This is a genomic window from Salinisphaera hydrothermalis C41B8 (assembly GCF_000732535.1).
In the GTDB taxonomy this organism is placed as follows: domain Bacteria; phylum Pseudomonadota; class Gammaproteobacteria; order Nevskiales; family Salinisphaeraceae; genus Salinisphaera; species Salinisphaera hydrothermalis.
The window spans coordinates 17,589-37,465 of sequence record NZ_APNK01000029.1 but is presented as its reverse complement, the minus strand read 5'-3'; the positions used below and the strand labels follow the sequence as shown (position 1 = coordinate 37,465).

Here is a 19,877-nt window from a genome sequence, read left to right as displayed (position 1 = left end):
ATGGCGGCGGGCGGGATCAGCCGATTTGCGCCCGCCAGTCGTCGCGGAACGCGGCGGCGCGATCGGCCGACCAGCCCGGCTCGTATACCGCGCTCGGCTGCCAGTCGATGACGGTATCGACCAGCCGTGTTTCGTCGTGCGGGTCGAGCGCCATACGCGCCAGCGCGGCCGCGCCCATCGGCGTTGCGTGGGCGTGCGGATACACGTCGAGCGGTATCTGGGTGAGATCCGCTACCGCCTGCATGAGCCGCTGCGACTGGGTGAGCCCGCCGTCGACCCGTAACCGCTCGAGGGGTTGGCCTGCATCCGTGCCGATGAGATCGGTCAGCTCGGCGACCTGAGCCGCGATGCCTTCCAGTACCGCCAGCACCAGATGACCCGGCTTGGTGGCGAGGCTCATGCCCGTGAACCGGGCGCGCGCTTCGGGCCGCCACCAGGGCGCGGCCAGACCGGCGAAGGCTGGCACGCAGAACGCGCCCTGCGAAGTTTCGGCCGCGGCTTGATCCAGGTCCGCGGCCGTATCGATCCAGCCCAGTTCCGCGAGCCAGCGAACGGCCGAGGCCGCGGTATAGACCTGGCCGTCCACGCAGTACTGGTTGCGATCACGTACGCGCCAGGCGGCCGATGTCGTCAGCCCGCGCGTCGACCGCGTCGGTGTCTCACCGATATTGGCGAGCACGAAGGCGCCGGTGCCGAACGTGCATTTGGCCTCGCCCGGCACCAGGCAGTTCTCGCCGACGAGCGCGGCCTGCTGGTCCACCACCAGGCCACCGACCGGCACCGACCCTCCGAAGGCATGGGTCAGGCCCACGATTTCGTCGCAGGCCACGATTTCCGGCAAGCGTTCATCGGCCAGACCGAACCGGTCCAGCAGTTCGCGATCCCAGGCCAGATCGTCCAGACCACAGATCGCCGATCGGCTGGCCGTGGTGACGTCGGTGACGAACGCGCCCGTGAGCTGATGAATCAGCCAGCTGTCGGAGGTCGTGACCACGCCCTCGCGGGTCACGTGTCGCCGCAGCCAGGCCATCTTCGGCGCCGAGAAATAAGGATCGAGCACCAGCCCGGTCTTGTCGGCCAGCCGCTCGGCGTGAGCGGCCAGCTCGCGACAGATGTCCTCGGCGCGTCGATCCTGCCAGACGATCATCTTCGACAGCGGCGCACCGGTATCCGGGTCCCAGGCCAGAACCGTCTCGCCCTGGTTGGCCAGCGTGACGATATCGACGTCGACACCGGCCTCGGCCAGAGCGGCCCGACCGGCCGCGAGTACCGAATCCAGCAGGGCCTGCGGATCCTGCTCCACTATGCCCTCGGCACGATAATCGGGCGTGACCGGCTGTTCGGCCAACCCGCAGATCCGGCCGTCGTCGTCGACAACGACCGCCTTGGTGCCGGAGGTGCCCTGATCGATGGCGAGAACCCGCGTCATACCCCGGCCCCGGCCTTGGCGGCATCGGCCTCCAGCTCGGCGTCCACGGAATGCATATCCGGCATGGCCAGGCCGGCCGTGCCACCGCGGCGCGCCAGCAGCCAGCCGAGATACACCGCGCCGATGGCCACCATGATCGCGACATACACCCAGGAGCTCAAAAAGACGACATCCCGGAAGATGAGCAGTTCGAAGACCAACCAGATCGAAGCCAGCACGATCACCGGCACCTCGAAGCGCCCGAGCGTAAACCCTTTGCTGGGCGGCAGATCGCGGCGCTTGACGATATACAGCAGCACGGTGGCCGCATAAATCACCGACGGCAGCAGCGTGGCCGCCGAGAACAACGCGAACAGCGCATCGGTCTGGAACGCAAAGATCGCCAGCAGCAGTTCGCCGAGCACGAACACCAGCCCGGTGGCCGCCAACGGCGTGCCGAAGCGCGGCGAGATGCGCGACCACAAGGCATGGCCCGGGAACCGGGCGTCGCGCGACATCGCCCAGACCAGGCGCACACCGGTCATGAGAATCACCATGCCACAAGCAAAGATGGCCACCACCACCATGATCAGCAGCGCGGTGCCGACGACCGGGCCGAGCACGCGCGCGATCACGTCCGCGATCGGCGTGGCCGACTGGGCCAGCGCCACCGGATCGCCCGCCAGCAGCGTGACCGCGACCAGGAAGGCAAAGCCCAGTACACCCGAGGCAATCACCGCCTGCGCCATGGCTCGCGGCACCACCCGCGCCGGCTGCTCGGTCTCTTCGGCCAGATTGGCGGCCGACTCGAAACCCACGATGGTGAACGAGCCGAGCAGCGTGCCCATCATCCAGGGACCGACATGGAGCAGGCTACCGAAGCTGAAATACCCCTCGTGGCTGATCGATCCGGTGGATACCAGATTCGAGAAATCCAGCCCGCGCATGATCGCCCCCACGACCAGCAACAGCACCACCAGCAACAGCATGCCGACCAGCTCGGCGGTCACCGCGACATTGTTCACCCGTTCGGTCCAGCGGGTCGAGAACGCCACCAGCAGCGCCTGACCGGCCAGCACGACGGCGGTGATCCACCAGGCGTTGCCCGGCGTGCCGGTGTAGTTCAACAACACCGGCAGCACGGTGGAGGCGATGGTGTAGTCGACCGCGACCACTACGATCGCCAGGAAGGTGAACGAGATCCAGCCCATGATCCAGCCGAGCACCGGATTGGCCAGACGCGACACCCATTGATAGGAATAGCCGGTCACCGGAATACGCGCGGCGAGCGAACCGAACAGCAGCGCGACCATCAGCTGGCCGACCACCGCCACCGGCCAGGTCCAGATGCCGGCCGGCCCGGAGGACTGGAGTACCGCCCCGTAGGTGGTAAAAATGCCGGTGGCGATGGACACGAAAGCAAAGGCGACCGCGAACGAAGCAAAGGATCGCGTGCCGCGTCGCATGGCCTGGGTATAACCGAATTCGGCGACGTCGGCGCCCGGTCCGGCAGAACCTCTCGAAACTCTCTGATCGGTCATGGTTGCCCCCTGGCAATTTTAGGTAAGGAAAACGCCCTGGCTACGGCGGACTCTCGAAACCGATATCGAGCGCCGGCGCGCGTAGAAAAGCCGGATCACCGAGCGGTATGCGGATGCGCCGCTCGGGCAGGAATGCCCCCGAAGCCCGCCATAACGGCCGGGTGCCATCGGAGACCGTCAGCGTGCCGCGGACCGGTTCGGTCACCCGCAGCTGCAACTCGGCCAGCCCGGGGCGCGCGCTGCGCACCAGGCGTTGCGGCACGCAGTACTTCACGGGCGACGCCACGCGCACGGGCACGAGTTCGTCGGGCCCCGGTAAGTCATAGGCCAGATCGGCGGCGATGAAGCCAGCCACGGCCCGCCCTTCGCGCCATGACCAGCCGGCGGTTTCGATCGGCCTCAGAACATTACCGGCGGCGTAGTAGGCGGGATCGCTGCAGCGCCCGTATTGATCCACGACGGGCCCCGAGCTCGCAGTGTCCACCGCCAGATGCGGCGCCAGCCGCGCCAGGCTCGATTCGCTGGTGAAGCGGCCGGTCAGCAGTACGCCGTCGCAGGCGAGCGTCGAGAGGCTGCCGTCGGGCCCGGCCAGTTGGACGCCTTCGACGCGCTGGCGGCCCGCGATGCCGGCGAGTGTCGTATTCAAGTGCACGGGAATACCGCACAGGCGCGGAAACAACGTCAGAGGCCAACGCGCCGTCGGGCGCGGGTTGGGCTCGATCACCGCGACCGGACGAATGCCGGCCCGCCGGCAGCTCATCACCGCCGACAGACTCACCAGCTCGGTACCGACGATCACCGGCGCCTCGAACGGCTTGAAATGCTCGAGATACAGCGCCGATTGCAAAGTCGCGGTATTGATCACGCCCACCGGGCGATCGCCGGAGATCAACCGGGCCGAGCGCGGCGTCTCGCGCGCGCCGGTGGTCAGCAGCACGCGCCGGGCGGTGACGCGCAGCGCGCCGTCGGGCGTGGCCAGATCGAGTCCGCCGCCAGGATGCAGCGCGACCACCGTATGTCGCGTACGGATATCCACCCCGGCGGCTTCGGCCGCCGCGACGTTGCGTCGGGCATAACGCGGCCCGGTCATCAGCCGACCGTATTCGCGCACGCCGTACGGGGGGTGCGCGCAGTGGCGCGGGATGCCGCCGGCTTCGGGCTCGCGTTCAAACACGAGCACGCGATTCACGCCCGCTTGGCGCAACGCGGTGGCCGCGGCCAGGCCCGCCGGGCCGGCACCGATCACCGCCACGTCGCAATCGAGTTCAGTGCTCATGCGCCGCTCCCGTCGACAACGGCGTGGCCAGCGCATCGCCGGCGATCTGGGCCACGCGGGCGCCGCAGTAGAAACCCTGGCAGCGCCCCATGCAGGCGCGCGTACGCCGCTTGAGGCCGCCGATATCGCCCGGCGGGAGAGACGAAGCCAGCGCGGCCTCGATCTCGCGCCGGGTCACCAGTTCACAGTGGCAGACGATCTCGCCGTAACCGGCGGCCTGCCAGTCGCGCGGTCGATGCTCGGCGATGTTCGGGACCCACGGCGTCACCGGCGATGCCAGCGGCTGGTGTTCGACGTACTCGCGATAGAGCGCGTAGGCGTGGGCGGCAATGCCGAGTGCGGCAGTCAGCCCGGTCGAGCGAACGCCGCCGAGCGTGAGCCAGTGGCGCGCCGGCTCGTGACGAATGCGATATTCCTTGTCTTCCGTCGCCGGCCGCAGCCCGGCATAAACCGCGGTCACCGGCATATCGGCCAGCGCCGGCAGACGCTCGGCGCCGGCCGCGATCAGCGCCTCGAGGGTGTCGTGATCGACCCGGGCATGCTCGCGATCGTCCTGCTCCTCGGCGGTCGGGCCGACCAGGACGTTACCGTAGGCCGTACGCGTGACCACCACGCCCTTGGTGCGCGGCTGCGGGACGGGCAACAGAATATGATCGACCAGCGCCGCCGCGGCCTTGTCGAAGACCACGAACTGGCCCTTGCGCGGCCGGATCTGCATATGCGCCTCGCCCAGCAGGCGTTGTTCGACCACATCGCCATACAGCCCGGCACAGTTGATGACTTGCGCCGCGGCGATCCGGCCGCGGCTAGTGTCGAGCTGCCAGGCCGCGCCGTCGAATGCGCCGCCGGTGACCTCGCAGTCGCGCCGTACCTCGGCACCGTTGGCCATGGCCTGAGTGAGATACGCCAACGGGGCCGACCACGGATCGATCACGTGCTCGTCGGGCACCAGCACGCCGCCGCGCACCGCCGGATTGAGCTGCGGCTCACGCGCCAGCACTTCAGCGCGATCGATGCGCCGGACGTTGTCCACGCCGTTGGCATGCGCCCGCGCCACGATGGCATCGAGCTCGGCTTCGTCGTGCTCGTTCCAGGCCGCCACAATGGCGCCGGTGGTCAGTAACGGCAGGTTCAGGGATTCGTGAATCGCGCGGTATTCGGTATAGCCCGCCTGCATGCAGGCCAGCTCCAGACTGCCCTCGGGCGCGTCGAAACCGGTATGCAGGATCGCGCTGTTGCCCTTGCTGGCGCCGGCGAGGATATCGGGCGCTTTTTCGAGCAGGACGACGCGGGCGCCTTCGAGCGTGAAGCGCCGGGCCACCGCACAGCCGACCACGCCGCCGCCGATCACGGCGACATCGTATAGGCCTTCGCTGCGCTCACCCCGGGATTCCACGATCACTCATCAACCAATGTGGCTCTTGTGACCGTTATTTCACAATTCGGTCACCGAGTAAACATAAAAACCACATAAAAAGCGCAAATGCGGCTCATGCGCCACGCGCTGCACGGAAATAGACGCAACGCAGCCGCCCGCCATCGGGCACGCCTGGGGCGGGCGATTCCTTTCGAATCAGGGCAGTAGAGCAAGATCGTCGAATGACGACCCTCGGGCGAGCGGGCTCGGGCTACGCCGCGCCGGCGATGTAGAGCGCCACGCCCGCTTCATCGAGCGCCTCGCGCAGCTCGGCGTCGGGCTCGGCATCGACCACGAGTCGGTCGATGCGTGCCAACGGCATCACCTTGAATAACGCTCGCCGGCCCAGCTTACTGGCATCGGCCAGCACGGTGACGGTGTCGGCCTGGGCGATCATCGCGCGCGCCACGTCGGCTTCGGCGAGCGAGAAATCCATTACGCCGCCCACATCCAGCGCGCCGGCGGTGATCACCACATGCGCCGCATTGAACCGGGCGATCTGATCCTGGGCAAAGGTGCCGACGGCCTCCTGGGCGTCCGGCTCGTATTCGCCGCCGATAAGGAATACCCGATTCTCGGACTCGCCGAGCGCCTGCGCGATCCGCACGCAGTTGGTAATCACGGTCAGCCCGCGCTGGCCGGCCAGCGCCCGCGCGAACAGCAGCGTGGTGGTGCCGGTATCGACGAACAGGCTGTCGCCGGGCGCGAACAGCGCCGCCGCGGTCTCGGCGACCGCCGTCTTGGCTTCGACCTGTTCGTACATCCGGGTCGCGAACGCATTCTCGTAGGCCGGGTTGCCCGGTATAGCGGCACCGCCATGGAATTTCTCGACCAGACCTTCACTGGCGAGCCCGGCGAGATCGCGCCGGATCGTCTCCAGTGACGCGCCGGTCTGCTCCGCCAACCAGGCCACGGTGACCCGGCGCTTCAGGCGCAGCCATTCGAGTATGCGCTGACGGCGATCGAGAGCGTTCATCGGGGGCAAGGCCGATCCATGGAGTTCATGGCGCGCAGTGTAGCCCGAGTGCCGAACGACACGAGCCGCGCCCCGATCAGCGCCCCGCGCAATGTGCATCCGCCTCGGCCGTGATGGCATCCAGGCGTTCGCCGAGCGTGGTGGCGACGGCGTCCGGCGTGTCACCGCGTTCGCAGACCAGCGGCTCGCCGATGACCATCCACACGCGCGCGAACGGCTTGGGGATGATCATCCGATCCCAGGATTTGAGCTGCCAGTAGCGATCGGCGGCAAAACTCACCGGCAGCATCGGGGCCTTGGTCATCTGCGCGAGCATCGGCGTGCCGGGTTTGGCATGAGAGGCCGGCCCATGCGGACCGTCGGCGGCAATAATCGGTGATACGCCTGCCTTGAGCGTGGCATACATATCGCGGAACGCACGCGCGCCGGTCCGGTTGGCCGACCCCCGTATTACGCTGGCGCCGAGGCCACCGACCACGGCGGCGATCAACTCGCCGTCGCGCGACGGCGAAACCAGAAACCCCGGCACCAAGCCGCGCGATCGCGCCGACAGCAGCCAGCCGACACAATACGGCAGGCGTTGATGCCAGCAACACAGCAGCGCCGAGCGCTGGCTCTCGATCAAAGCATCCAGATGATGCACGCCGCGTACGCTGGCAAGGCGGCAGGTTCCGAGCAGCGCGCGCGCCAGCAACCGCAACACCGGCGCGGCGACCGCGATCAGCAGGCGCTGCCGGGGGGACAATGGCGTCCGCCCGGTTTTCTGCTGGTGCTGGCGCGATTCACTCATCGGCTCGTGCCTCATGTTGGAAGCCGCGGATGTCGGTAAACTGGCCCCGCACGTATCGGGGCTATGACCGTCTGGCGGCATACCGCCCGGGTTTTCGCCACACAGCCTAACCGATCGCTCCGGACAAGAGCCGGCGTGGTCGCCTCAACGAACGACGCGATGTCCGCAATCGAGAAACTCTACGGCCGCGCGCCCGCGCTGCTGACCGATCTGTACCAGCTGACCATGGCCTATGCCCACTGGTTCAATGGCACCGGCCAGCGCGAGGCGGTCTTTCATCTGTTCTATCGCCAGGCGCCGTTCGACAACGGGTTCGCGCTGGCCTGCGGGATCGAGACCGCCATCGATTATGTCTGCGCCCTGCGCTTTACCGAGGAGGACATCACCTACCTCCGCACGCTCGTGGACAACGCCGGCGAGCCGCTGTTCGCCGAGGGCTTCCTCGACTACTTACGCGATTTCCGCTTCACCGGCCGGGTCGATGCCGTCCCCGAGGGCACGGCCGTGTTCCCGCACCAGCCGATGCTGCGGGTCACCGGACCGATCATCGAAGCGCAGCTGCTCGAGACGGCGCTGCTCAATCTGATGAACTTCCCCACCCTGGTCGCCACCAAGGCCGCGCGCATCGCGCACGCCGCCGAGGGCGACCGCGTGCTCGACTTCGGCCTGCGCAAGGCCCAGGGCATCGACGGCGGCGTGTCGGCGGCCCGCGCGGCTTATATCGGCGGCTGTGCCGGCACGTCCAACGTGCTGGCCGGGCAGCTGTTCGGCATTCCGGTCTCCGGCACGCATGCGCACGGCTGGGTCATGGCCTTCGATCATGAAATCGATGCCTTCGATGCCTATGCCCGCGCGCTGCCCAACAACTGTGTGTTCCTGGTCGATACCTACAATTCGCTGGAAGGCATCGAAAACGCCATTCGTGCCGGCGAGAAGCTGCGCGAGCACGGGTACGAGATGGCCGGTATCCGCCTGGACTCGGGTGATCTGGCGCAGCTGGCGCGGCGCGCCCGCCGCCGACTGGATGCCGCCGGTTTTCCGCATACCAAGATCGCGGCCAGTTCGAGCCTGGACGAACGCGTGATCGCGGATCTGAAGTCGCGCGGCGCACCGATCGCGCTCTGGGGCGTGGGCACGCGCCTGACCACGGCCCAGCCCGATGCCGCGCTCGACGGCGTGTACAAGCTCGGCGCCATTCGCGAGGATTCCGGGCGCTGGTCGTATCGCATGAAGATGAGCGATACCCCCGGCAAACTGACGCGTCCCGGCGTGCAGCAAGTGCGTCGTTTCGTCGACGCCGACCAAGACCCGGTGGCCGATCTGCTCTACGATGAAGCGTCGTGGTCGACCGCCTGGGCCGGCGGCGTGGCCGAGTACGAGCATCGTTTCAAGGCCGACGCGCCGCATATCGAATTGCTGCGGCCGGTCATCGAGGAAGGAGCACGGGTGGACACCTCGCCCGAGCTCGGCGAGATTCGCGAATATGCCATGGCCCAGTTCGCCTATTTCGCCGACCGGCCGAACTACCCGGCGCTGATTGATCATTATCTGGACGAGTCGACCGACGCTCTGCGCGACTGGCTCGCCCAGCGTCACAACGACGGCCGTCAATCGGAGGGTTCGTCATGACCGATACCTTACTGCTGGTCGATATCCAGAACGATTTCCTGCCGGGCGGCGCGCTCGCGGTGGCCGACGGCGATGCCGTGGTACCGGTCGCCAACCGCCTGATGCCGCTGTTCTCCAGCGTCGTGGCGAGCCAGGATTGGCATCCGGCCGATCATCTGTCGTTCGTCGACCAGCACGCCGGCTTCAAACCGTTTCAGGTTACCGAAGTGGACGGGCTGGAACAGATCCTGTGGCCGGCGCACTGCGTACAGGGCAGCCCCGGCGCGAGCTTTGCCTCGGCACTGGATATCGCGCGCATCGACTACGTGGTGCGCAAGGGCGAAAACCCGCGCATCGACAGCTACTCGGCGTTCTACGACAACGATCATCGCCACCAGACGGACCTGACCGATATCCTGCGCCGGCTGGGTACGGATCGACTGTTCGTGATGGGCCTGGCGGCCGATGTCTGCGTGAAATTCACCGTCATGGACGCGCTGGCCGAAGGCTTCGCGGTGACGTTGATCGTGGACGGCGTGCGCGGGGTCGACATGCACGAGGGCGATACCGAGGCCGCGATTCAGGCCATGCGAGCGGCTGGCGCCGAATGCGTGAATAGCACCGCGCTGGTCGCGCAGGGCTAAACTCGCGCCGATCCGGCCTGTTTTCTTGATCACCCCGGCTTGCTAGATTGCGAGTCGCTTCTCTTACTGTTCTCTCTCGGGGTTCGACCATGAGTGCTGTACCCAAGGATCTGGCTGTGTCCGCGCGTCTGGCAGATGAGATGCGTGTTCCGTTTCCCAATTCGCAGCGGATCTACGTCACGGGTTCGCGCCCCGATATTCGCGTGCCCATGCGCGAGGTCGCCCAGGCCAACACACCGGCGACCTTCGGCGTGGAAAAGAACCCGCCGATCACGATCTACGACTGCTCCGGGCCGTATACCGACCCGGACGCCGCGATCGACCTCACCCACGGCCTGCCGGCGCTTAGAGCCGCCTGGATCGACGAACGCGGCGATACCGAAACCCTCCCCGGCCTGTCCTCGCAGTTCGGCCGCGATCGCGCCGCCGATACCGCGACCGGCCATCTGCGTTTTCCCGATGTACGGGCCCCGCGCCGGGCCAAGGCGGGCGCCAACGTGTCGCAGATGCACTATGCCCGGCGCGGCGTCGTGACCCCCGAGATGGAATTTGTCGCCATCCGCGAGAACGCCCGCATCGACGAGATCAAGGACAGCCGGCTGCTGCGACGCCATCCCGGCGAAGGCTACGGCGCCAACATCCCCGACTACGTCACGCCCGAATTCGTGCGCGACGAGATCGCCGCCGGGCGCGCGATCATCCCCAACAACATCAACCATCCGGAATCCGAGCCGATGATCATCGGCCGCAACTTCCGGGTGAAGATCAACGCCAACATGGGCACGTCGGCGGTCACCTCCTCGATCGCCGAGGAAGTGGAGAAGATGGTCTGGGCCACCCGCTGGGGCGGCGACACGATCATGGACCTGTCCACCGGCAAGCATATTCACGAAACCCGCGAGTGGATCATCCGCAACGCGCCGGTGCCGGTCGGCACAGTGCCCATCTACCAGGCGCTGGAAAAAGTCGATGGCAAGGCCGAAGACCTGACCTGGGAGATGTTCCGCGACACACTCATCGAACAAGCGGAACAAGGGGTGGATTACTTCACCATCCACGCCGGCGTACGACTGCCCTTCGTGCCGATGACCGCCAACCGCGTGACCGGCATCGTCTCTCGTGGCGGCTCGATCATGGCCAAGTGGTGTCTGGCGCATCACACCGAGTCCTTCCTGTATACGCATTTCGAAGAGATCTGCGAGATCATGAAGGCCTACGACGTGGCGTTCTCGCTCGGCGACGGCCTGCGCCCGGGCGCGATCGCGGATGCCAACGACGAAGCCCAGATGGCCGAGCTGCGCACGCTCGGCGAGCTGACACAGATCGCCTGGCAGCACGACGTCCAGGTGATGATCGAAGGCCCGGGCCATGTGCCAATGCAGCGCATCAAGGAGAACATGGACGCCGAGCTGGCGGACTGCCACGAGGCGCCGTTCTATACGCTCGGCCCGCTGACCACCGACATCGGCCCCGGCTACGACCACATCACCTCCGCGATCGGCGCCGCCCAGATCGGCTGGTACGGCACGGCGATGCTCTGCTACGTCACGCCCAAGGAGCACCTCGGCCTGCCGGACAAGGACGACGTGCGCGAAGGCATCGTCACCTACAAGATCGCGGCCCACGCGGCCGACTTGGCCAAGGGCCATCCCGGCGCGCAGATCCGCGACAACGCCTTGTCCAAGGCCCGCTTCGAGTTCCGCTGGGAAGACCAGTTCAACCTGGGCCTCGACCCGCTCAAGGCGCGCGAATTCCACGACGAGACGCTGCCGAAGGATTCCGCCAAGGTGGCGCATTTCTGCAGTATGTGCGGCCCGAAGTTCTGCTCCATGCGTATCTCGCAGGAAGTGCGGGAGTTTGCGGCCGATCGCGGTATCGAAACACCGCAGGATGCGCTCGACGCCGGGCTGGCCGAGAAGGCCGAGGAGTTCAAGGCCGGCGGGCACGAACTGTATCGGTAGGCACGCAGGGTGACCGTTAAGCTCGAGCGGCCGATAATCGATACGAACAACACCGAGGAGACGTCCGCATGATCCGCATACGCTATTCGGCCATCGCTGCGATGGCCATCCTCGGCGGGTTTGTCGCCGCGCCGGCCATGGCCTACAACAGCCACGACTTCACCACGACGGCCAGTACCGCGGGTACCACGGCCTACATCGTCGGCAAGCACAACGACGACGATTTCGCCGCCGCGCACAAGTTCGCCCACAGCCAGCGCGTGGCGCTGCGGCGCGAAGCGGCGTCGGGTGGCGGCGAGAACCTGAACGCGCTGGCCGACCTTCTGGGCGCAACCGACAATCAGGCCTTCGGCCACTGGATGCAGCGCCATTACGGCGCGCTCTATCCGGCCCATCCGGCGCAGGCGAACCTGGTCGATCGCATCGTGGCGTTGCAGCGGAGCTAGCGGGTGTCAACGGCGTATTTCTCACGCCATGATCTGTGTCGCGCCCACGACATGGGGCGCGGACACCCGGAAGCGCCGGGGCGGCTCAAGGCGATCGAACAGGGCCTGGATGTCGTCGGCATTGCCGACCGACTCGACCGACGCGAGGCGCCGGAAGCGCCGCTGGATGCCATCAAGCGGGTCCACGACGAGTTCTATGTCGACGAACTGCTCGCCATCGCCCCGACTACCGGGCGGGTGCCGATCGACGGCGATACGGTACTGACGCCGCATACGCTGGCCGCGGCGCGCCATGCCGCCGGGGCGGGGATCGCCGCGGTTGATGCCGTGCTTGCCGGCGATGCGGCCAACGCCTTCTGCGCGGTTCGTCCGCCGGGCCACCACGCCGAGTATGCGCGGGCCATGGGCTTCTGTTTCTTTAACAACATCGCGATTGCGGCGGCCCATGCGCTGGCCGTCGGCGGGCTCGAGCGCGTCGCGATCCTCGATTTCGATGTCCATCACGGCAACGGCACCGAAGACGTCTTCCGTCACGAACCCCGCGTGCTGTTCTGCTCGAGCTATCAGAACCCGTTGTTTCCGTTCACCAACGACGAGAGCGTGCCCGGGCGCCTGATCAAGACACCGCTGCGCGCGGGGGTCGGCGGCTCGGTATTCCGTCGGGCCGTCGAGCGCGACTGGCTACCCGCCCTCGATGAAGCACGGCCGCAACTGATCCTGGTGTCCGCCGGGTTCGATGCCCATCGCGCCGACCCGTTGGCCGACTTGAACCTCGAGGCCGAGGATTTCCAATGGGTGACCGAGCGCATCACCGAGGCCGCCGATCGATACTGCGACGGCCGCATCGTCAGCCTGCTCGAAGGCGGCTATGCCCTGGACGCCCTCGCGGCATCGGCCGCGGTGCACGTTCAGACCCTGCTACGCGCGGGCGAACGCTGAAGTCGAATCGCGGCCCGGGGCCTGCCCGGGCCGCGATGCTCAGAGGGTGGCCTTACAACCAGAGATGCATGCCGTTGGCGAGATTCAGCACCGCCGCATAGGTCAGATACATCAACCACAGCCCGGTCACGACATGGGCCAGGCCCAACAGGCGCTCGGTGGCCGGTGCGCCCAGCCCAAAGCTGGCAAAGAACTCGAAGAAATAGACCGCGCACAGGCCAATAAACAGGATAGCGACCGGCATATCACCATTCAGCCCCATCGATAGCGCGCCCAGAATCGAGACCAGAAAGAACGCGACCGACATGAAGCCATTGGGCCGCGCATCGCCCTCGACGAACTTGATGATGCCCATCGCCAGCCAGTGAATACCGAACACCGAGAACGCGGTCGCCGCTGCGTAAAGTGCCGCCTCGTGGAAGACGTGAAACCACGTCAGCCCGATGAACAGATAGAACCCGACCAGCGCCTGACACAGGCCGGGCATGAAAAAGCCCCAGACGCCGTTGGAACGGGCCAGCGACTTGTCGCCCGACGGCCAGCCGAACAACTCCTGGGGGCCGAGAATGAGATAGCCGGTGCCCAGGCCGAAAAAGCCGAGCGCGATCGGCGCATAGGGAGACGCGGCGAAACTGATCGAATCCATGAATCACTCAATTAAAAAAACGCATGGATTCACCATACACAATGAAATTGAGCGCAATCGCGCTGTTCGACTTATGGATGAGAGCGAGGTGGCGTTGGTCTAGCCGCTCGCGCGTCTTATAGTGAGCGCCCCCGATCGCGCGCATTCAGGTCCATGACGCTTTCTACCCTCTCGGTATTCGTGCCGACCTTCTTTCTCGTATCGCTCACGCCGGGCCTGTGCATGACGCTGTCGTTGAGCCTGGGGATGACGGTCGGCGTGCGCCGCACCGCCTGGATGTGGATCGGCGAACTGGTGGGCGTGGCCACGGTGGCGGTCGCCTCGGTGATCGGCGTGGCCACGGTGCTGTTGCGCTATCCCGCGGTATTCACAGTATTCAAATGGGTCGGCGGCGCGTATCTGATCTGGCTCGGCATCGAGATGTGGCGCTCTCGTGGCAATCTGGCGATTCCCGAAATCGACGACGACGCACCAGCGCCGCCACGAGCCCAGCTCGCCGGCCAGGGACTGGTCACCGCCATCGCCAATCCCAAGGGCTGGGCGTTCTTCATCGCCCTGCTGCCGCCATTCCTGGATTTCCAGCAAGCGCTCGCGCCGCAGTTGATGCTGCTACTATCGATGATCCTGACCATGGAGCTGACCTGTCTGGCGCTCTATGCCACCGGCGGCTCCGCCGCCCGCGCGCTGCTGGCCAAGCGCTCCAACGTGCGGCTGATGAACCGCGTCGCCGGCACGCTGATCATCGGCGTGGGCATCTGGCTGGCGCTGGATTGACGCATCCGGGCATGCGCCCGATCGACCGGCGGGCGTGGCCGACTTCCGGTTATCGCGCTTTCAGATCCTTACGAACGCGATCCAGCCCCCGGCAGAGTTCCGCCGCTCCATCGGCCAGCCGCACCGTCGGCCGGCTGATCAGATCCGGATCTACGGCCACGAAATGATGATGCGCCACCGCCGGAATCGTCGGCCATTGCTGCCAGTAGGCTTTCCAGTGCGGCTTGGTTTCAGCCACGCCCGAGGCGACGATGGCCTGGGGGTCGCGGGCAATAACCGATTCGATGCTCACCTGCGGCGCCAGGATCGGCGCGTGGCCGAATACGTTGCGCCCGCCGCATAGCTTGATCACCGCGCCGGTCATGCCAGCATCGGATAACGTGCGCAGCGGATCGGACCAGACTTCCCAGAACAACGACACCGGCCGGCGATGCGCATAGCGCTTCCGGAGTCCGGCGATCCGGTGTTCGAACGCCGTCGCCGCGCGATCGGCGGTGCCCTCGGTATGCCCGAGCACCCCGAGATCGCGAATGGTGCGCGCGATACCGGCGAGCCGGCGCGGGTCGTCGACATAGACGGCAATACCGAGGGCGCGCAACCGCTTGATGATATCGGGCGAGCCGCCTTCGGCCCACGCCACCACCAGATCCGGCTTGCGCGCGACGATCGCTTCCAGGCTCAGGCTGTTGTAGCCCCCGACGCGTGGAATATTCTTGGCCGCGGGCGGATAGTTCGAATATCGCACGGCCCCGACCACGCGATCGCCCAGGCCCGCCGAGAACAGGTTTTCCACCAGATGCGGCGTCAGCGCGACGATGCGTCGGGCCGGATGATCGAGCCGGACGCGATGCCCGGTGAAATCGGTGACCGAGACGGGTGCGGCCAGCGCCGGCGAGCCGGCCCACACGCATAGCATCACGAGCAGACCGAGCCGGCCGGCGTTGCGCAGCGCTCGTGGTCCGCCTCCCGCCCAGCGCCGCATCATCGACTGGCTCCGCTCGATCCCGCATGGGCATGCATGTCGCACAACGCACACGACAGCCGCTCGCGCTGGGTCTCGGCGGGCAGGCCGAACCGCAGCCAATGACCGTTATCACCGAGCCGGGTCAGCACGCCGCGCCGGGCCAGCGCATCATGTAGGGCGCCCGCCTCGGCCTCACCCTGAAAAAAAACGGTCACGAACAGGCCGCCGGTTGCGATCGCCCGGCCGGGGAATGCGTCCGTCAGGCAAGCCCGCAGCCAGGTCTCCGTATCGTCGATCCGGGCGCGTTGCCCGCGCTGCCAGTCGGTATCGGCCAGCGCCCGCGTGCCGATCCAGCGCGCCGGATGCGCCACGCCCCAGGGTTCCACGGCCGGCCGAAGCGTGTCGACGGTCGCCGCATGGCCAAAGGCAAACCCCAGCCGCATACCGGCCAGACCAAAAAACTTGCCCACAGAGCGTAGGACGACGGCATCGCTGTCCAGCGGGTCGAAGGACAAGCCATCCGAACAATCGGCAAACGCCGCGTCCACGATCAGCCGGCCCGGCCCGAGCGCGGCGGCCAATCGCCCTAGTCGTTCGGGCGCAGCCCGCTCGCCGGTCGGGTTGTTCGGATCGAGCACCACGGCCCGATCGAGCTCGGAACACATCGCATCGAGCGCGTCGAGATCCGCATACCACATCAAGCGATGCCCCGCCGCGCGCCACGCCGCCGCGTGTTCGGTATAACCGATCGCGGGCACGGCGACCGTGCAAGGCGCGAACAGCCGCGGCAATTCACGAATCGCGAACTGGCTGCCCGGCAATGCCACGAGACGCTCGGGCGGCACGCCGTAGTAATCAGCCGCGGCAGCTATCAAGCCATCGTCGGCCTCCGGCAGCCGCGCCCAGACCGCTGCCGGCAATGGCGGCACCGGCCAGGACCACGGCGCGATCCCGGTCGACAGGTCCAGCCAATCCGGTTCGGCGATGCCATAGCGATTGGCCGCGGCCCGTAGACGCCCACCGTGAATCATGGATAACTCGCTTCACTCACCCGCGCCAAGACCAGCACGCCCACCACGAGTACCGCAAGCGCGCGATCGGCCAGCGCCAGCGCCCGGACGACATCAACATCATCGGGCGAGCGCCGCCCGCCCAGAATCGGACGCTCGCACCAGGCCCCGTGATACCAGGCGCCGCCGCCCAGCCGGATGCCGAGCGCGCCAGCGCCGGCGGCCATCACCGGGCCGGCGTTCGGGCTGGACCACTGGCTCGCCTGCGCCCGCCAGCAGGCCAGCGCCGCGCGCGTATCGCCAACCAGCGCGAACAGCGCCGCGGTCAAGCGGGCCGCCGGCCAATTGAGGCCGTCGTCCAGACGCGCCGCGGCCCAGCCGAACCGGGCAAAACGCGGCGTCCGATACCCCCACATGGCATCCAGCGTATTGACCAGACGATGGGCGATCACGGCCGCGGCCGCCCCCGCCGGGCCAGCGACGACGCCGCCGGCCACAAACCAGAACAGCGAGGCAAAGACTGCATCGCTGGCGTTTTCCAGCACGGATTCGAGCAGGGCCACCCGTACGCCGCTGGCATCGAGGCGCGTGGCATCGCGGCTGACGAGCCAGGCCACGCGTCGTCGCGCCTGTTCGAGATCGCCCGCCACCAGCGGCCGCGCAACCGCTTCGGCGTGTTCGATCAGACCGGCACGGCCGACGGCGAACGTCAGCATTATCGCGGCCACACCCCAGGCGAGGACGGGCGGCAAAACGGCAGCGATCGCGCCCACAATCAACACCGGTGGCACAACAAGGCACAGCATCGCGACCCATCCGTCGCGGCGACGGCCCCGGTTCGCACGCGCCTCGAGACGTTCGGCACAGCGGCCGAAAAGGGCCAGCGGATGGCCCCGGCGTGGCTCGCCCAGCACGGCATCGACGGCCAGCGCCGCCACCAGCGCCAGGCTCAATGCCACAGTGGAGGCCAGGCGGCGGCGACCAGCGCCGCGGTTTCGACCAACTCGATCAAGGCACCGGCCACGTCGCCGGTATAACCGCCGATGCGCATCTGCCAGACACGACGCCATACCCAGACGATCACCGCCGTCAGCAACACCAGCAGCACCGCGAGGCGCAGTGGCAGGGCCAAGCCGGCTGCGATCACCACCGCCAGCGAGACCAGCGCGATCGCAACGCGGGGGCGGGTCGCAGCCTGATCGCGGGCAATGCCCTGCTCGCGCCGATACGCCGTGGTCGCCATCAGCACCGCGGTCGCGGCCCGCGCCAGCATCGGCACGACCAGCAACAGACCGACCAGCGCGCCGCCGTGCGCCAGCAACGTGGCCAGCGCCGTAAACTTCAGCAACAGGACGATCGCGATGGCGACCACCGCCACCGGGCCGGCGGCGGGATCCTTCATCACCGTCAGAATCCGCGTGGCGTCGCGGTGGCCGACGAAGCCAGCGTCGACACAATCGGCCAGCCCATCGAGATGCAGAGCACCGGTTACCGCCACCCAGACGGTCAACAGCAACGCGGCTGCCAGCAGCGGCGTCGCGCCACGAAATAGCGCCTCGGCAACCACCAGCACCACGCCGATGATCAGCCCCACGAGCGGATAGCAGATCACGGAACGCCCCTGGTCGACCGCCCGGATACGCACCGGCAGACGATGGCCGACCGGCAGCGTTGTCAACAACGACAGCGCCAGCAGCAGCGGCGTGGTGATGCGCCTCATGCCTGATCGAGGTTATAGCCCATCAGCCGCGGCATGGCCGATTCGCCGTCGTGGGTGATCTCGATGCGCGCCCGGCAGCCATAGGGCATGCCGAAACGATTGGTCGCCACCAGCGGCAGGTCCAGCACATGCGACACCAGATTACGGATCACCCCGCCGTGGGCCACCAGCAGCACATGACCGCCCCGGTTCACGGCGACCAACTCGGCCCAGCCCTCGGCCACGCGGCCACGGGTCGAGGTCAGCGGCTCGGCATTGGGCGGGGTATGGTTTTCCGGATCGACATACCAGGCACGCGCAGCCTCGGGCTGGCCCGCCCAGACATCGGAGATCAGCACGCCTTCCCAGTCACCGAAGTGCATTTCGCGGAAGCGCTCGTCGACCGTCAGCGGCACATCACGCGCCGTCGACAGCTCGGTAGCGAACTCCCGACACCGCCGCATCGGCGACGTCACGATCGCATCCCAGCCGTCGAGCGGCTCGGTCACACGGCGCAGCCGGGCCCAGCCCTCGTCGGACAACGGCACGTCGGTCGAGCCGCGGAAAATGGACCCGCCCTCGCATTCGGCGTGGCGCAGGATGTCGACCGTGGTCGTGGTCATATCGAAATCAGGCACTGTTGGCGACTCCCGCATCGGTAAAAGTCGCCATTTTCGCGTGAACCGCGAGCGCGGCGCGAATCGTGGCCACCGCCGTCATCGCCCCGCTGCCCTCGCCCAGGCGCATATCGAGATCCAGAATCGGCGTCGCGCCCAGGGCATCGAGCACCCGCGCATGGCCAGCCTCGGCCGACCGATGGCCAAACATCAGCCAGTCGGCCACCCCGGGATTGAGTCGGACCGCGGCCAGCGCGGCCACGCTGCTGATGAAGCCGTCGACCAGAACCGGCACCCCGCGCTGTGCCGCGGCGACGAACGCACCGGTGAGTGCGGCGATTTCGAACCCGCCGACGCATTCCAGAGCCGCCAGGGCCGCCTCCGGCGGCGGGGCGTCCTGCCAGCGCGCGCCATGGCGCGCCAGCCCGGCATCGACCGCCGCCTGTTTATTGGCCAGCCCGGCATCATCCACGCCCGTTCCGCGCCCGACGGTCGCTGCCCCGTCCAGGCCCGCGAGCGCGGCGAACACGGCCGCCGCGCTGGTGGTGTTGGCAATGCCCATCTCGCCGCCGATGAATAGCGACAACCCAGCGTCCACCTGCGCGGCGCCCGTCGACAGCGCGTCCGCCAGCGTGGCGCGATCCATCGCCGACGCCTGAGTAAAGTCGGCCGTCCCCGGCCCGAGATGATGATTGAGCACGCCGGGCACCGTGTCGGTCGGCGCCACCGTGCCGAGATTAACCACCGTCATTTCGGCCCCGGCCTCGCGCGCCAGTACCGCCACGGCGGCACCGCCGGCCGCGAAGTTGGCCACCATCTGGGCGGTCACGGCCTGGGGAAATGCCGACACACCCCGCGCCGCCACGCCGTGATCGGCGGCGAACACCGCCAGCCCGATGCGTGCAAGCTCCGGCTTGGCGTCGCCCTGCCAGGCCGCGAAATCGGTGGCGATCGTCTCCAGCCGGCCGAGCGAACCCGGCGGCTTGGTCAGCTCGTTCTGGCGTGCGACCGCGGCCGCGCGGGCGGTCTCGTCGGGTGCAGCGACTTGTTCGAACAGCCAGTGCATATCAGTCATGGCAAAAAGTCCTTTCGGGGCCAGCGATCCACGCCGTTCGAAAACAGGATTGACGGCGTTGGACGATGAATCGAGGATGGGGTTGC

Annotated in this window: 19 protein-coding genes; 6 read left to right on the top strand and 13 right to left on the bottom strand. The window is 67.3% G+C overall.

Going from position 1 to position 19,877, the window contains the following annotated elements:
* Positions 1-16 precede the first annotated feature (16 nt).
* From C41B8_RS14960 to C41B8_RS19785, 6 genes are all read right to left on the bottom strand, one after another.
* Entirely contained in the window at positions 17-1,429 is a 1,413-nt protein-coding gene (locus C41B8_RS14960) for an FGGY family carbohydrate kinase (protein ID WP_037339939.1), read from the bottom strand.
* Entirely contained in the window at positions 1,426-2,949 is a 1,524-nt protein-coding gene (locus C41B8_RS14955; RefSeq protein WP_037339937.1) for an amino acid permease, read from the bottom strand. The genes C41B8_RS14960 and C41B8_RS14955 overlap by 4 nt, the downstream gene beginning before the upstream one ends.
* A gap of 40 nt (positions 2,950-2,989) precedes the next feature.
* Entirely contained in the window at positions 2,990-4,225 is a 1,236-nt protein-coding gene (locus tag C41B8_RS14950) for an NAD(P)/FAD-dependent oxidoreductase (protein WP_037339933.1), read from the bottom strand.
* Positions 4,215-5,621 (bottom strand): NAD(P)/FAD-dependent oxidoreductase, encoded by a 1,407-nt coding sequence (locus tag C41B8_RS14945; protein ID WP_037339973.1) that lies wholly within the window; start codon positions 5,619-5,621, stop codon positions 4,215-4,217. Before C41B8_RS14945 ends, C41B8_RS14950 begins: the two co-directional genes overlap by 11 nt.
* A 232-nt stretch (positions 5,622-5,853) precedes the next feature.
* On the bottom strand, positions 5,854-6,618 hold the full coding sequence (locus tag C41B8_RS14940) for a DeoR/GlpR family DNA-binding transcription regulator (protein WP_037339931.1): 765 nt from the start codon (positions 6,616-6,618) through the stop codon (positions 5,854-5,856).
* Between the two features lie 76 nt (positions 6,619-6,694).
* Positions 6,695-7,408, bottom strand: a complete 714-nt coding sequence (locus C41B8_RS19785; RefSeq protein ID WP_051883611.1) for a lysophospholipid acyltransferase family protein — start codon at positions 7,406-7,408, stop codon at positions 6,695-6,697.
* A 159-nt stretch (positions 7,409-7,567) separates the two neighbouring features.
* Here C41B8_RS19785 and C41B8_RS14930 point away from each other — a divergent pair, with 159 nt between their 5' ends.
* From C41B8_RS14930 to C41B8_RS14910, 5 genes are all read left to right on the top strand, one after another.
* Complete coding sequence (locus C41B8_RS14930) at positions 7,568-9,037, top strand: nicotinate phosphoribosyltransferase (RefSeq protein ID WP_051883617.1); 1,470 nt, start codon at positions 7,568-7,570, stop codon at positions 9,035-9,037.
* On the top strand, positions 9,034-9,660 hold the full coding sequence (gene pncA, locus C41B8_RS14925) for a bifunctional nicotinamidase/pyrazinamidase (RefSeq protein ID WP_037339929.1): 627 nt from the start codon (positions 9,034-9,036) through the stop codon (positions 9,658-9,660). Before C41B8_RS14930 ends, pncA begins: the two co-directional genes overlap by 4 nt.
* Before the next feature lie 89 nt (positions 9,661-9,749).
* Positions 9,750-11,621 (top strand): phosphomethylpyrimidine synthase ThiC, encoded by a 1,872-nt coding sequence (thiC, locus tag C41B8_RS14920; RefSeq protein WP_037339925.1) that lies wholly within the window; start codon positions 9,750-9,752, stop codon positions 11,619-11,621.
* A gap of 68 nt (positions 11,622-11,689) precedes the next feature.
* Positions 11,690-12,067, top strand: coding sequence for a DUF3015 family protein (locus C41B8_RS14915; protein WP_037339923.1), 378 nt, complete (start codon positions 11,690-11,692; stop codon positions 12,065-12,067).
* Between the two features lie 51 nt (positions 12,068-12,118).
* Positions 12,119-13,006 carry a histone deacetylase family protein gene (locus C41B8_RS14910; RefSeq protein ID WP_084189063.1) on the top strand — a complete coding sequence of 296 codons (888 nt, stop codon included), beginning with the start codon at positions 12,119-12,121 and terminating at the stop codon, positions 13,004-13,006.
* 52 nt (positions 13,007-13,058) lie between these two features.
* Here C41B8_RS14910 and C41B8_RS14905 read toward each other — a convergent pair whose 3' ends face one another.
* A complete protein-coding gene (locus tag C41B8_RS14905; protein WP_051883610.1) occupies positions 13,059-13,652 on the bottom strand; it encodes a hypothetical protein in 594 nt (197 codons plus the stop codon).
* A gap of 153 nt (positions 13,653-13,805) precedes the next feature.
* On the opposite strand from C41B8_RS14905, the gene C41B8_RS14900 reads away from it, so the two are divergent.
* A complete protein-coding gene (locus tag C41B8_RS14900; RefSeq protein WP_037339920.1) occupies positions 13,806-14,426 on the top strand; it encodes a LysE family translocator in 621 nt (206 codons plus the stop codon).
* Positions 14,427-14,475: 49 nt separating this feature from the next.
* Here the strand turns inward: C41B8_RS14900 and C41B8_RS14895 are convergent, their stop codons facing one another.
* Genes C41B8_RS14895 through cobT form a run of 6 tightly spaced genes read right to left on the bottom strand, consistent with a single transcriptional unit; the run spans position 14,476 to position 19,791 of the window.
* Entirely contained in the window at positions 14,476-15,411 is a 936-nt protein-coding gene (locus tag C41B8_RS14895) for a cobalamin-binding protein (RefSeq protein ID WP_232226089.1), read from the bottom strand.
* The gene (gene cobD / locus C41B8_RS14890; protein ID WP_037339917.1) at positions 15,408-16,421 is read right to left on the bottom strand and encodes a threonine-phosphate decarboxylase CobD; all 1,014 of its coding nucleotides are present in this window, start codon (positions 16,419-16,421) and stop codon (positions 15,408-15,410) included. Before cobD ends, C41B8_RS14895 begins: the two co-directional genes overlap by 4 nt.
* Entirely contained in the window at positions 16,418-17,359 is a 942-nt protein-coding gene (gene cbiB / locus C41B8_RS14885; protein ID WP_037339915.1) for an adenosylcobinamide-phosphate synthase CbiB, read from the bottom strand. Before cbiB ends, cobD begins: the two co-directional genes overlap by 4 nt.
* Positions 17,350-18,120, bottom strand: a complete 771-nt coding sequence (gene cobS, locus C41B8_RS14880) for an adenosylcobinamide-GDP ribazoletransferase (RefSeq protein WP_037339912.1) — start codon at positions 18,118-18,120, stop codon at positions 17,350-17,352. The genes cbiB and cobS overlap by 10 nt, the downstream gene beginning before the upstream one ends.
* Positions 18,117-18,737 (bottom strand): histidine phosphatase family protein, encoded by a 621-nt coding sequence (locus C41B8_RS14875; protein WP_198025227.1) that lies wholly within the window; start codon positions 18,735-18,737, stop codon positions 18,117-18,119. Before C41B8_RS14875 ends, cobS begins: the two co-directional genes overlap by 4 nt.
* Complete coding sequence (gene cobT, locus C41B8_RS14870) at positions 18,730-19,791, bottom strand: nicotinate-nucleotide--dimethylbenzimidazole phosphoribosyltransferase (RefSeq protein WP_051883609.1); 1,062 nt, start codon at positions 19,789-19,791, stop codon at positions 18,730-18,732. The genes C41B8_RS14875 and cobT overlap by 8 nt, the downstream gene beginning before the upstream one ends.
* Positions 19,792-19,877 lie beyond the last annotated feature (86 nt).

Coding starts and splice junctions, on each gene's coding strand:
- pncA (WP_037339929.1), top strand. CDS start 9,034: ATGACCGATACCTTACTGCTGGTCGATATCCAGAACGATTTCCTGCCG.
- C41B8_RS14940 (WP_037339931.1), bottom strand. CDS start 6,618: ATGAACGCTCTCGATCGCCGTCAGCGCATACTCGAATGGCTGCGCCTG.
- C41B8_RS19785 (WP_051883611.1), bottom strand. CDS start 7,408: ATGAGTGAATCGCGCCAGCACCAGCAGAAAACCGGGCGGACGCCATTG.
- C41B8_RS14900 (WP_037339920.1), top strand. CDS start 13,806: ATGACGCTTTCTACCCTCTCGGTATTCGTGCCGACCTTCTTTCTCGTA.
- cobS (WP_037339912.1), bottom strand. CDS start 18,120: ATGAGGCGCATCACCACGCCGCTGCTGCTGGCGCTGTCGTTGTTGACA.
- C41B8_RS14915 (WP_037339923.1), top strand. CDS start 11,690: ATGATCCGCATACGCTATTCGGCCATCGCTGCGATGGCCATCCTCGGC.
- thiC (WP_037339925.1), top strand. CDS start 9,750: ATGAGTGCTGTACCCAAGGATCTGGCTGTGTCCGCGCGTCTGGCAGAT.
- C41B8_RS14905 (WP_051883610.1), bottom strand. CDS start 13,652: ATGGATTCGATCAGTTTCGCCGCGTCTCCCTATGCGCCGATCGCGCTC.
- cobD (WP_037339917.1), bottom strand. CDS start 16,421: ATGATTCACGGTGGGCGTCTACGGGCCGCGGCCAATCGCTATGGCATC.
- cobT (WP_051883609.1), bottom strand. CDS start 19,791: ATGACTGATATGCACTGGCTGTTCGAACAAGTCGCTGCACCCGACGAG.
- C41B8_RS14960 (WP_037339939.1), bottom strand. CDS start 1,429: ATGACGCGGGTTCTCGCCATCGATCAGGGCACCTCCGGCACCAAGGCG.
- C41B8_RS14950 (WP_037339933.1), bottom strand. CDS start 4,225: ATGAGCACTGAACTCGATTGCGACGTGGCGGTGATCGGTGCCGGCCCG.
- C41B8_RS14930 (WP_051883617.1), top strand. CDS start 7,568: ATGTCCGCAATCGAGAAACTCTACGGCCGCGCGCCCGCGCTGCTGACC.
- C41B8_RS14955 (WP_037339937.1), bottom strand. CDS start 2,949: ATGACCGATCAGAGAGTTTCGAGAGGTTCTGCCGGACCGGGCGCCGAC.
- C41B8_RS14910 (WP_084189063.1), top strand. CDS start 12,119: ATGGGGCGCGGACACCCGGAAGCGCCGGGGCGGCTCAAGGCGATCGAA.
- C41B8_RS14895 (WP_232226089.1), bottom strand. CDS start 15,411: ATGATGCGGCGCTGGGCGGGAGGCGGACCACGAGCGCTGCGCAACGCC.